This window comes from Cryobacterium sp. LW097 (assembly GCF_002205495.2).
Classification (GTDB): domain Bacteria; phylum Actinomycetota; class Actinomycetes; order Actinomycetales; family Microbacteriaceae; genus Cryobacterium; species Cryobacterium zongtaii.
On sequence record NZ_CP021992.1, the window covers coordinates 1297400 to 1309464 of the forward strand.

8 protein-coding genes and 1 tRNA gene are annotated in these 12065 nt (G+C 65.7%); 6 read left to right on the top strand and 3 right to left on the bottom strand.

From position 1 onward, the window contains the following. The first annotated feature begins 2 nt into the window (after positions 1-2). The 5 genes from B7495_RS05985 (at position 3) to B7495_RS06005 (ending at position 7852) form a co-directional block, all read left to right on the top strand. The gene (locus B7495_RS05985) at positions 3-1085 is read left to right on the top strand and encodes a prephenate dehydrogenase (RefSeq protein WP_240632426.1); all 1083 of its coding nucleotides are present in this window, start codon (positions 3-5) and stop codon (positions 1083-1085) included. Between the two features lie 4 nt (positions 1086-1089). Further along, complete coding sequence (gene cmk / locus B7495_RS05990) at positions 1090-1776, top strand: (d)CMP kinase (RefSeq protein WP_088455768.1); 687 nt, start codon at positions 1090-1092, stop codon at positions 1774-1776. Then, entirely contained in the window at positions 1769-3289 is a 1521-nt protein-coding gene (der, locus tag B7495_RS05995) for a ribosome biogenesis GTPase Der (RefSeq protein WP_088455769.1), read from the top strand. The genes cmk and der overlap by 8 nt, the downstream gene beginning before the upstream one ends. Before the next feature lie 631 nt (positions 3290-3920). Continuing rightward, a complete protein-coding gene (locus B7495_RS06000) occupies positions 3921-6245 on the top strand; it encodes a glycosyltransferase family 2 protein (RefSeq protein ID WP_088455770.1) in 2325 nt (774 codons plus the stop codon). Continuing rightward, positions 6242-7852, top strand: coding sequence for a chitinase (locus B7495_RS06005; RefSeq protein ID WP_088455771.1), 1611 nt, complete (start codon positions 6242-6244; stop codon positions 7850-7852). Before B7495_RS06000 ends, B7495_RS06005 begins: the two co-directional genes overlap by 4 nt. Positions 7853-7952: 100 nt before the next feature. Here the strand turns inward: B7495_RS06005 and B7495_RS06010 are convergent, their stop codons facing one another. Continuing rightward, the gene (locus tag B7495_RS06010; protein WP_088455772.1) at positions 7953-8423 is read right to left on the bottom strand and encodes a hypothetical protein; all 471 of its coding nucleotides are present in this window, start codon (positions 8421-8423) and stop codon (positions 7953-7955) included. A 344-nt stretch (positions 8424-8767) separates the two neighbouring features. Here B7495_RS06010 and B7495_RS06015 point away from each other — a divergent pair. Next, positions 8768-8844, top strand: a tRNA-Pro gene (locus B7495_RS06015). A 233-nt stretch (positions 8845-9077) separates the two neighbouring features. Here the strand turns inward: B7495_RS06015 and B7495_RS06020 are convergent. Together B7495_RS06020 and B7495_RS06025 are read right to left on the bottom strand one after the other, a co-directional pair. Then, positions 9078-11003, bottom strand: coding sequence for a hypothetical protein (locus B7495_RS06020; RefSeq protein ID WP_088455773.1), 1926 nt, complete (start codon positions 11001-11003; stop codon positions 9078-9080). Beyond that, a complete protein-coding gene (locus tag B7495_RS06025; RefSeq protein WP_168195289.1) occupies positions 11000-12001 on the bottom strand; it encodes a site-specific integrase in 1002 nt (333 codons plus the stop codon). Before B7495_RS06025 ends, B7495_RS06020 begins: the two co-directional genes overlap by 4 nt. Positions 12002-12065 lie beyond the last annotated feature (64 nt).

A 12065-nucleotide genomic window follows, 5' to 3' on the forward strand; every position in this document is an offset into this window, starting at 1 on the left:
ACGTGGTCGAGTCTCGCCTGATCGGGCCGGTGCGTGTCGTCGGCGCAGGTCTCCTGGGAACAAGCATCGGCCTGGGGCTGAGCGCCCGGGGCATCGACGTGATCCTCGCCGACGCCTCGCCGACCAACCTGTCACTGGCCATCGACTACGGTGCCGGCCGCGCCGCCACGCCCGCCGACGCCCCCCAGCTGATCGTGGTGTGTGTGCCACCGGACGTGACCGCCGACATCGTCGCCCGTGAACTCGACGCGTTCCCCGACGCGATCGTGACGGATGTGGCCAGCGTCAAGCTGGCCCCGCTGACCGAGTTGCGCGCCCGCGGCGCCGACACGTCCCGCTACATCGGCTCGCACCCCCTCGCCGGCCGGGAACGCGGCGGACCGCTCGCCGGCCGCGCCGACCTGTTCATCGGCCGGCCCTGGGTGGTCGCCGCGCACGATGACATCAGCTACCAGCGCGCCACCGCGATCGACGACCTGATCCTCGACCTCGGCGCCACCCTGGTGGAGATGACCCCGGAAGAGCACGACAAGGGTGTCGCCCTGGTCTCGCACGTGCCCCAGGTGGTGGCCACCCTGATGGCCCGCCGCCTCACCGATGCTCCCGCCTCCGCGCTGAACCTCGCCGGGCAGGGCCTGCGCGACGTCACCCGCGTCGCCGCGAGCGACCCGGAACTGTGGGTGCAGATCCTCGGCGCCAACCCGGCGCCGGTACGGGAGATCCTGCTCGCGCTGCGCGACGACCTGGACCGGTTCATCGGCGCCCTCGCCGACCCATCCGCCCCCGGCGCCCGCCGTCAGGTGGCCGAGGAGATCGCCGGCGGCAACACCGGCGTGGCCCGGCTGCCCGGCAAGCACGGCCAGGACCGCCGCTACGCCAGCCTCACCGTGATGGTCGACGACACCCCCGGCCAGCTCGCCCGCCTGTTCAACGAAATCGGCGAGGCCGGCGTCAACCTCGAGGACCTGCGCCTCGAACACTCGCCGGGAGCCCAGATCGGGCTCGCCGAGATCAGCATCCTCCCCGAGGCGGTCAGCCGCCTCACCACTGAGCTGGCCGCCCGCGGCTGGCGGATTGTCGGTTAGACATTTGAGTAAGCACTCCTACCCCCTGTTCGTTGCGATCGACGGGCCTGCCGGCAGCGGCAAGTCCAGCGTCAGCCGAGCCGTGGCCCGCCGCCTCGGTTACGGCTACCTCGACACCGGCGCCGCCTACCGGGCGCTGGCCTGGTTGGTCATCGACCAGGAGGTTGACCCGCAGAACTCCGCCGCGGTCAGCGCACTGCTGCCCAGCTTCGACTACACGATCGGCACCGAACCGGATGCCTATTTCGTGCGGGTGGGGGAGACCGACGTCACCGACGCCATCCGTGAACCGCAGATCTCGGCGGCGGTCAGCGCAATCGCCCGGGTCCCCGCGGTGCGCAGCCACCTGACCGAGCTGTTCCGCCGCATCGCCCGGGCGGTTCCGCAGCCGGGCGTGGTGGTCGAGGGCCGCGACATCACCACCGTCGTCGCGCCCGAGGCCGAGGTTCGCATTCTACTCACAGCAACCGAAGAGGCTAGAATGGCTAGGCGCTCTGCGGAAATATCAACCCAATCGGCCCACACCGTGGCGGAACAGCTGCGATCGAGGGATCGCGCCGACTCCCAGGTAGTGGAATTCATGAGCGCCGCAGACGGTGTGACCACCGTCGACTCCACCCATCTCGACTTCGACCAGACCATTGACGCGGTTGTAGAGGTCATCAATACCGCGAGGAACTCGCATGACTAATCAATTCGACGACACGACGATCCCCGAACTCGACCCGGAAATCGCATCGCGCCTGACCGACCTCGACGAGGACGACGCCCTGATCACTCAGCGCGCCACCGCGCTGCGCACCGGCCTGAACGAATACGACCTTGACGACGAGGACTTCGACGTTCTCGACTCGGTCTCCGATGACCCCGACGCGATCCAGTACCTGCCGGCCCTGCCGGTCATCGCGATCGTCGGCCGCCCCAACGTGGGCAAGTCCGCGCTCGTGAACCGCATCCTCGGCCGCCGCGAGGCCGTCGTGGAGGACACTCCCGGCGTGACCCGCGACCGGGTCACCTACAAGGGTGAATGGCACGAACGCCGCTTCAGCCTCGTCGACACCGGCGGCTGGGAGCCCGACGCCAAGGGCATCGACGCGTCCGTGGCCATGCAGGCCGAACTGGCCATTGAGCTGTGCGACGTCGTCATGTTCGTCGTGGACTCCAACGTGGGCCCGACCTCCACCGACGAGGCCGTCGTCAAGCTGCTGCGTCGCAGCGGCAAGCCGGTCTTCCTCATCGCCAACAAGGTCGACGACATCCGTCAGGAGCCCGAAGCGGCCAGCCTGTGGGCGCTCGGCCTCGGCCAGCCCTGGCCGGTCTCCGCGCTGCACGGCCGCGGCGTTGCCGACCTGCTCGACGCGATCCTCGAGAAGCTCCCCGAGATCTCCAACGTCGCCAAGCAGGAAGTGGGCGGCCCGCGCCGCGTCGCGATCCTGGGACGCCCGAACGTGGGCAAGTCCAGCCTGTTGAACAAGGTCGTCGGCGAAGAGCGTGTTGTTGTCAACGCGCTGGCCGGCACCACCCGCGACCCGGTCGATGAGCAGGTTGAGCTCGGCGGCAAGGTCTGGCGTTTCGTCGACACCGCCGGCATCCGTCGTCGCGTGCATCTCTCTCAGGGCGCCGACTTCTACGCGTCGCTGCGCACGAGCGCGGCCCTGGAAAAGGCCGAGGTGGCCGTGGTGCTCATCGACGTCACCGAGGTCATCAGCGAGCAGGACGTGCGCGTCATCGACCTGGTTCTCGAGTCCGGCCGTGCGCTGGTGCTCGCGTTCAACAAGTGGGACCAGATCGACGACGACCGTCGCCGCTACCTGGAGCGTGAGATCGAGCAGGACCTGGCGCACGTGGCCTGGGCCCCGCGCGTGAACATCTCGGCCAAGACCGGCCGTCACATGGAGAAGCTGGTTCCGGCCCTCGAGCTCGCACTCGAGTCGTGGGACACCCGCGTTGCCACCGGCAAGTTCAACGCCTTCCTCGCCGAGCTGGCCGCGGAGCACCCGCACCCGGTGCGCAGTGGCAAGCAGCCACGCATCCTGTTCGGTACCCAGGCCTCCAGCCGCCCGCCGACCTTCGTGATCTTCACCACCGGGTTCCTTGACCCGGGCTACCGCCGGTTCATCCAGCGTCGTCTGCGTGAGGTCTACGGCTTCGCCGGCAGCCCGATCAACATCAGCATGCGGGTGCGCGAGAAGCGCAAGCGCTAACCCGACCGCCGGCTACCCGGCAGGTTCGATCAGGCCGTGTGCCGCATCTTCGGATGCCGGCATGCGGCTTTTTCGTGTGTGCCCGCGGAATGACGCCGCACGGTTGGCGCAAGCTTTGCTCAAGGGCCGCCTAAGGACAACGCAACCCTAGCGACCCGATCCCAGCGCTGGTGCGGAAACGGAAACCTGAACCCGCAAGCTGAGGTTGAAGGTACCCCCAAACGAGGGGGTTTCCCGCGCCGGTGACATTGTCTTATGTTCTAACTGCTGGCAGAACCCACCCGGTTCCACCGGCACCGCCCAATCAACGAGCCTCACCCGGCCCGTGATCCACACCGGAGTGCTCCACTTCGACGTTCCTCAGTACATCGAGCTCACGCCCAGGTTCGACCGCATCACCCGCAGCATCCGCCGGCCCCGAAACCCGCGGAACGCTCGCCAGCTCGCGGCCGCTCCAGCTTCCTCTTCCCCCTCAGCCGTCCGCTTCCTAGAGCGGCGCTGGGCGCACCACGTAGCCCTTCCGACATTTCCGTGTCCCTGCATTTCGTTGTGACCTGGTCTAAACGAGAACCCGAACTCTCGACCGCTGATCCAGCGAGATCCCTGGCCCTATTCCAAGGATGAATTCACTGTGCCCTCGAAGTCCCTAGCTTCGCCTGCCCGCAAACGCCAACTCGGCGCCGAACGCAGCACCCAGCCCCTTCCCACCGTTCACGACATCCCCAGCGACGCCAAAATCATCTGGGGTCGACTCGCCATCATCAGCACTGTGCTGGCCTGGCTCGCGTACGTCATCTACACGATCCTGCGTCAGTTCCTCAATAACGGCGCCGAGAGCTTCCGGTTCACCACCGAGGCCGTCTCCTACGTGATCGTGGTGACCTTCCTCACCTTCTCCGCGCTGCTGTACCTGGTAGCCCGGCAGGGCGCACTTCAACGGTTCCGCGACCACGTGCGGGTACCCCGTGCCGAACTCGACGGACACTTCGCCAACCACCAGGGTTCACTTACCGTGCTGGTGCCTTCCTACAGCGAGGAACACGGCGTGGTGCGGGCAACTCTGTGGTCGGCCGCGTTGCAGGAGTATCCCGACCTGCGCATCGTGCTGCTGCTTGACGACCCGCCGCACCCGACCGACCCGGCCGTCGCCGCCCAGCTGCGGTCCTCCCGCAGCATAGCCCGGGACATCGAACTGGCCCTGGCGGTACCGAAGAACCGGTTCGCCGAAGAGCTGTTGATCTGCGAGATCGAACTCGCTGACGACCAGCAGCCCACCCAACGGGCCGTGCAGCGCCTCGCCGACAGCTACCAGTGGGCTGCCCGCTGGCTGCAGGCGATGGCCTCCGCCGAGACCATCGATGACCACGTCGACACCTTCTTCGTGGAGCAGGTGCTCGGTGGCCTTGCCGCGGAACTTTCCCTCACCGGCGCAGCGCTGACCGCGGCCGCGCGGGAGGGCACCGCCCCCAGCGCCGCCCGGATGCTGGAGCTGCACCGCCGGTTGCTCTGGACCTTCTCCGCCGAGCTGGACACCTTCGAGCGCAAACTGTTCTCGTCGCTGTCGCACGAGGCCAACAAGGCGATGAACCTCAACGCGTACATCGGTCTGATGGGTCGCCGGTTCCAGCGCGAGGAGGGGCCGGACGGCACCATCCTGCGCCCGGTCGCCGACGATGCACCAGCCGACTATGTGGTGCGCGACTCCGAGTACCTGCTCACCCTCGACGCCGACTCGCTGCTGCTGCGCGACTACTGTCTGCGCCTGGTCTACTTCCTCGAACAGCCCGACAACGCCAGAGTCGCCGTCACCCAGACGCCGTACTCGTCGTTCCGCGGCGCCCCCACCCGCATCGAGCGGCTCGCCGGCGCCACCACCGACATCCAGCACATTCTGCACCAGGGCCTGTCGCACTACGGCGCCACCTTCTGGGTGGGGGCGAACGCCGTGATCCGCAAGGTGGCCTTGGAAGACATCGTCGAGGTGGAAACCGTGGGCGGCTTCGAGGTGCGCCGCTACGTGCAGGACCGCACCGTGATCGAGGACACCGAGTCCAGCATCGACCTGGGCACCCACGGCTGGTCGCTGACGAACTACCCCGAGCGACTCAGCTACAGCGCCACCCCGCCCGACTTCGGTTCGCTCATCGTGCAGCGTCGCCGCTGGGCCAACGGTGGGCTGCTGATCCTGCCCAAGCTCTGGCGCCAGCTGCGTGAGCGCCGCCGCCAGGGCCACCCGATCAGCGTGATCGAACTGGCGCTGCGGGTGAACTACATGGCCAGCATCGCCTGGGCCAGCTTCGGCCTGATCTTCCTGCTCGCCTACCCCTACGACAGCCGACTGCTCAGCCCCGTCGTTGTGCTCGCCGCCGTGCCGTACTTCCTCGCGATGGGCAGCGACCTGCGCTCCTGCGGCTACAAGTTCAGCGACATCCTGCGCATCTACGGCTTCAACCTGATCCTGCTGCCGGTGAACCTCGCCGGGGTGCTCAAGTCGATGCAGCAGGCCGTGACCAGCAAGAAGATCCCGTTCGCCCGCACCCCCAAGGTGCGCAACCGCACGGCCGCGCCGCTGCTGTTCGTGGTGGTGCCGTACGTGATCGTCGCGTTCTCCGCGCTCACCCTGTGGCGCGATGTGTCGCAAGGGAACTGGGGCAACGCCTTGTTCGCCGGGTTCAACGCCCTGCTGGCCGTCTTCGCGATTGCTGCCTACATCGGTCTCTGGAACTCGATCGTGGATGTCTGGCTCGGCTTGACCCAGTGGATGTTCGTCGAACGCGCCCCCCGCCGCAGTGTCGCCGTCGAGGCGCCTCAACCGCTGGAGCCCGTCCTGGACTGGCGCGCGGTGATCTATCACGGCCACGCAGTCGGCGAGCTGCCCAGCGACGTGGAATTGATCACCGGACCGTTCGTGAACCAGCCCGGCTCCAAGAGCACCAAGCAGGGAGCACTCAAATGAGCGCCGTAGAACCCGGCGCATCAGCGCCCACCGCCCCCGAGACCGTCACCGCGGTCGCCAAGCCGCGTCGGCGCCTCTCGGTGGTGCGGGTCTTCCTCGGTGTGGTGCTCGTCGTGGCGTTGTCCAGCGGCGGTTACCTCGGCTGGCAGTGGTGGGGTTCGGCGCAGGCCGCCGAGGCCTACGACCCCTGGTTCGCCGGCTACGTCGACGTGACCGCCACCCCCACCTACGACTTCGAGGCGTCGGCCGACCGGGCCGGCAGCGACGTGGTGCTCTCATTCATCGTTGCTGACGCCGAAGAGCCCTGCACGCCCAGCTGGGGCACCTATTACACCCTCGATGAGGCTGCGGACGAGCTGGACCTCGACCGCCGGCTGGCCCGGGTGACCCAGCTCGACGGTCAGGTCATCGTCTCCTTCGGCGGCCTGCTCAACACCGAACTGGGCACCGGCTGCACCGACACCGAGAAGCTCACCGCCGCCTACGCCGCGGTGCTCGACCGGTACGACGTGACCACCATCGACCTCGATCTCGAGGGGGACAACCTCACCGACAGTGCGGCGGCCGAACGCCGGGCCACCGCCCTCGCCGACCTGCAGGCCGACCGCCGCGCCGACGGTGAGGACCTTGCGGTGTGGCTGACCCTGCCCGTGGGCACCTTCGGTCTCACCGAAGACGGCACCGACGCGGTCACCGCCATGCTCGACGCCAAGGTGGACCTGGCCGGGGTGAACCTGATGACCATGGACTACGGCAGCAGCAAGGACGCCGACGAGACCATGGCCGAGGCATCCATTCGCGCCGTCACGGCCGCGCACCGGCAGATCGGCACCCTGTACAGCCGGGCCGGCACCCAGCTGACGGACGCCACGGTGTGGTCGAAGATCGGCATGACGCCCATGGCCGGCCAGAACGACGTGCCCGACGAGGTCTTCGACCTCGACGACGCCCGTGCCGTGAACACGTTCGCGCGGGAACAGAAGATCGGCCGGATGTCGTTGTGGTCGCTCAACCGGGACACCACCTGCGGATCGAACTACGCCGACCTCACCCGGGTGTCGGACTCCTGCAGCGGCATCGACCAGGGCGATGAGAAGTTCGTGGACGTGCTGGGCAAGGGCTTCACCGGCCGCCCCGTTCACGCGGCGGCGTCGGTGACCACCGACGAGGCCAAGGAGATCGAGTCGATCGTCGACGACCCTGACACCAGCCCGTACTCGATCTGGGCGGAGGAATCCTCCTACCTCGAGGGCACCAAGGTGGTTTGGCACAAGAACGTCTACCAGACCAAGTGGTGGACGCGCGGTGACCTGCCCGACAACCCGGTGCTCAACGAGTGGGAGACACCATGGGTGCTGATCGGCCCGGTGATGCCGGGGGAGACCCCGATCCCCAAGCCCACCCTGCCCGCCGGCACCTACCCCACCTGGGACGGCACCGCCATCTACGAGAAGAGCGCCCTGATCCTCTTCGACGGGGTTCCCTACGAGAGTAAATGGTGGAATCAGGGCGAGAGCCCGGATGCCGCGGCCGCGGACCCGGACGGTTCACCGTGGTCCGTGCTGCCCGACGCCGAGGTGCAGAAGCTCCTCGAAGCTCTCTCCTAACAGGTTTTTGGGCGGGGGAGGCCCAAACATAGATATGCCCGGGGCGGTGGTTAGGGCACCGCCCCGGGCATTCCCACGTCAGCGCCTGCGCGCGGAGGAGCTAGCGAGCGGTCTTGGGCTCGTCGGTGGGTTCGTCGCCCGAGGTGGTGTTGGTGGTGGGAGCCTCAACGGTCGGCGCGGCGGCAGCCGGCGTCGTCACGGCAGTCTTCTCGTCAGTGTCGGAGGCGGAGTCGAAGTCGGTCTCATCGAAGTCGAAGTCCGGCTCGTCATCGATAGCGGCGGGCGCCACGACGGCGTTCTTGGCGATTGACCGGGACACGACCATGGCCGCGAGGGTGATGATGAAGCCCAGGATGCCGGTGCCGATCAGGGTGGCACCGAGACCGCTGCCGGACTGGGCGGAGAAGTACGCCACGTAGTCGGAGGACTGCGAGGTGTAGAACTCGGCCTGGGTGGCGTTGGAGGAGGTCAGGATCAGGTACCCCGCGGCGGTCACGACCACGTCGACCAGCCACAGCAGTGCCAAGACGAGGTTGAACTTGGACAGGGGACGTGAGCTGTTCTGGGACATAACTTCCTTCGTTGTATGAGCGGCCGGTGACGACCTCGCGTCACTCTACGCATCATTCCTATGGACAACCTATGTGTGAGCAGAGAATCGTCGTCGCACCCGCTGATCGAGCCCACCCGCTGACCGAGCCCACCCGCTGACCGAGCCCACCCGTTGACCGATCCTGTCGAGATCCGGTGCCCTGTCTCCGGTAGACACTACGTCGCTCTGCAACATTGTCAACCGCATTTCCCAGCACCCCGCGCCCAGATACACCCCAAAAGTGAACGCGAGCACTCCGCCGACGCGGTAAGCTATTCCAGTTGCCTCCGGTGGATGCCCATACGGGAATCTGTCGGGCACGGCGGGCTGTAGCGCAGCTTGGTAGCGCACCTGACTGGGGGTCAGGGGGTCGCAGGTTCAAATCCTGTCAGCCCGACCAAAGGGCCGTTCGCGAAACTCTTCACGAAACGGGCCAGGAGGTCACAAAAAAATCGCTCCTGAGGATTCTCAGGAGCGATTTCTTGTACCCGGGCTTCCCACTTTGCCGGGCCGGCTTTGACGCCGGTCTTGGTGATGCAGTTTCTCGGTTGTGGAGCGTTTAGTGGCGCGTCGGATTGTCGCGGATGCGGGTGATCGTGCCCTCTCGGGCGGTAAAGGGTGCCGCGAGGACGGCTAGGTTCTCAGCGGTGGGCCGCCGGTTTCGTCTGACGCTGGCTGTTTAGTCTTGTCTGGCCGAGCTACACCGGCAGGAAAAGTGTTTGTGTAGGGGTTGTGCCACTCGCGGTCTCGTCGGCGGATTGGAGCGACGGCGGGTTCTCCGCTGATATTGTTCTTGGCGTCTTGCATGATCTTGTCGCTTACGAACGCCGCGATTTTTCGGAGATTGAAATTGGTGAGCAGAATCGTGACGATGAGTTGAGCTGCCCCGAAGCCGCGGACCCGTCGCCGGCTCGCAGATTCGATGTCTTCCGTTCCGCCGCTCTTTATCTGGTTGTTTAGCGACTCGATGGAGTTACGGGCGTGGGTGTGGAATTGGTCCCATTCCTTGCTGCCGTATTCAAATGCTTGGGCACTTCTTCGGTTTTTTGCGGTGTCGAAGGAGACGGAGTGCTGGCTGCAGATTTTGTCGGCGAAGTCAGGAAGGTTCTCCTCATCTACGGCGGGGCGGGTCTTGTCCGTTACCGTTTTGAGCAGTTCCCGAAGCGGGCAGGTCACAGTGGGGCTCGGGCCGAGTGCCGGACACCGCAGCACAGCGCGGCCCTTCGCGTCGGGCTTCTCCTTCTGGTGCAGCTGGAAGGCCGTTCGGGTCTTGATTCGCTCGCGGTAGGTGGCAGTGTCGATGAGGTTGCCGAGCACCTCCTTCGTGGCGTTCTGGAGGGGTTCCGGGGTTGCGGGGCAGTAGGTGCCGCCTTCGATGTAGAGGGCGCCGTGGTCGCCACCTTGGTGGCCCAGACGATCGACGCGGTAGTCGGTGGAAGGCGTGAAGCCTTCGGCGAGTGCGTCGTCGTGGAGCCGTTCGGGTGTGGCGTTGGCCCAATACTGCTTGTCTGCGTCGCCGACACCTGGTTCTAGGCCGAGCGCTTTGGTGGCGCGCATGAGCGAGATTGCTTCTTCGGCGACCTGGACATTGGGAAGGCTCATCGTCGCGGCGACGGCAAGGGCGGGGAATCTCCGGCGCCCGGGCTTTTCCGAATCGACTCTCACTGCGATATTGATTTCCCAGCCCCACCGATAGACCGCCGCGCTGTCCTTCTTGCCGGGCTCAGTGAGGTCAACTTCTCCTCGGCTGGCATCTGTTCGCGGGCCGGTAGTCACGTGCCAGCCTGCAAATGCGTCTACGGGGCCCGGCTTGAGTGTTCTCTTCTCCGTGATGGCTGCCTCCTCGGCGACCTTCTTCGAGAGGGACTTGCGTGAGTAGCCTTTCGTGGTGGGTGTTCCGATGTAGGTCTGGTCGAAGGAGATGTCGATCTTGTTTGCGGCGCGGCGTACGTTGCGCGGCTGTTCGTTGTAGGTCATGACGAGAAAGAGCTTGGTGAACTCGTCTAGTCGGGCCTTCCGTTTCTCGGCCAGCTGGGTGTCGTGCGTTCGGAGGATTGACTGGATCTGGGTATAGGTCTTGGAGTAGCGGCGCTCCTGCGGGAATGGGTCCATCAGATCGTTCATACGGTGGAAAGCACGGCTGGTATTGGCGTACCACCGCTTCTTCTCGGCAGGGTGGCCCACGAACGCCAGCTGAGAGGCTTCCAAGCCAAGAAGCTCTCGGGAAGCGTCACTGAGGCGAAACATGAACAGGTCACGCACGCTCGTCAAGAACATCGCATTGCCTTCATTGGCCAGCAACAGCATGCCGGTCAGGACCGCCCGCTCCGAGATGAGCGACGGCCGTCCGCCGAGACTGAAAGCCGCCGCGTCTTCGTCGGACCACTCCCGCAGTTTCTCCAACACTCCTGTCTTGCGGACGCGGCCTTCCATGAGCACCACTATCTCGTCGTCGATGAGCTGGTGGATGCGACCGCGACCCATGATTTCGGCTCGCGTCATCCCGCCGAGATCAGGGTCGTATCCGCTGAAGCCGTAGTCGATGTCGCCAGCGCTCATCGGGGAAGCTCCTCACCGATGATGAGGCCGGTGTACACGCCCAGGTCGAGTGGTCGCGCGTGCTCAAGGTGCTTGTCGAGGCTTCCCGTGGCGGTGAGGCCAGCAATAGTCATGAGGACTGGCAGTGGTAGCCCATTGTCGATTTGAGTGGTTATCCATGAGGCACGGAGCCGTGAGACTGTGGCTCGAATACGGCTTGGGTGTTCCGTGAGAAAGCTTTGGATGGCGCGCGGTCGATACTCATCGAGGCGCCAGCCGCGAAAGACGAAATCGTCGATATCGGTGCGCCCGGCAATGCTGCGCATGAGGGTGCGGTTCCACGGGGTCCGAACGGGCACAGTCCGCGCTCGACTGCCGGGAACCTTGACGAAGACACGTCCCTCTATAACCTCAATGTCTCGGATCCGCGTCTCGATGACCTCATCGGAGCGCAGGCCGGCACCGCCGGCGAGGCCCAGAATCGCTAGAGCGTTCTTCCGCTTCAAATCCGTCGTGAGACTGGCGGCCCAGCTGTGCATCGCTGCGACCTCTGCCAGGGAGAAGGGTCGGCGTCTGGGATTGCGATGTGGTGACGGCAACCGTTCGATGCTTGTGGTGCCGAGGGCATCGGCGATGGCGCCCAGCTGGCGGACGACGCCCCACCGATGTGTCTCGGAGTGCTTTGCCAGGCGCTCCTGCAGGAAGAGATAGGCGTTATTGTGCGTGTAGACGCGGTCAATTGCCAGCTCGGTACCCGTCGCCGCCCACACCCAGACGTTGAAGCGGGCTGACATGGTCAGCAGGCGCCGGACGGTCTCGAAGGTCCGAGGTTGCATCCGGACGGCAGTAGCGATCGTGAACTCACGTATGGCGTCCCACTGCAGCGTGGAGAGCTGTGGCCGATAGCGAATGATGACTTCCCACACATGATCGGGAAGCCCCGGGTCTAGGGCCCGAAGGTGTGCGTATGTCGCGGAGTCGGCGAGGAAACTGTCGTTGAGTCGGTCTTTTGGGGGCATGAAGAGTACGTGTGCGGCGGAATTACGCGGCGAGCGGAGGAACTCAGCCAGTCTGAACATTTCA

What these genes read in the sequence shown, in the direction of transcription:
- der (WP_088455769.1), top strand. Translation starts at nt 1,769, where the DNA reads ATGACTAATCAATTCGACGACACGACGATCCCCGAACTCGACCCGGAA.
- B7495_RS06005 (WP_088455771.1), top strand. Translation starts at nt 6,242, where the DNA reads ATGAGCGCCGTAGAACCCGGCGCATCAGCGCCCACCGCCCCCGAGACC.
- B7495_RS06010 (WP_088455772.1), bottom strand. Translation starts at nt 8,423, where the DNA reads ATGTCCCAGAACAGCTCACGTCCCCTGTCCAAGTTCAACCTCGTCTTG.
- B7495_RS06020 (WP_088455773.1), bottom strand. Translation starts at nt 11,003, where the DNA reads ATGAGCGCTGGCGACATCGACTACGGCTTCAGCGGATACGACCCTGAT.
- B7495_RS06025 (WP_168195289.1), bottom strand. Translation starts at nt 12,001, where the DNA reads ATGCCCCCAAAAGACCGACTCAACGACAGTTTCCTCGCCGACTCCGCG.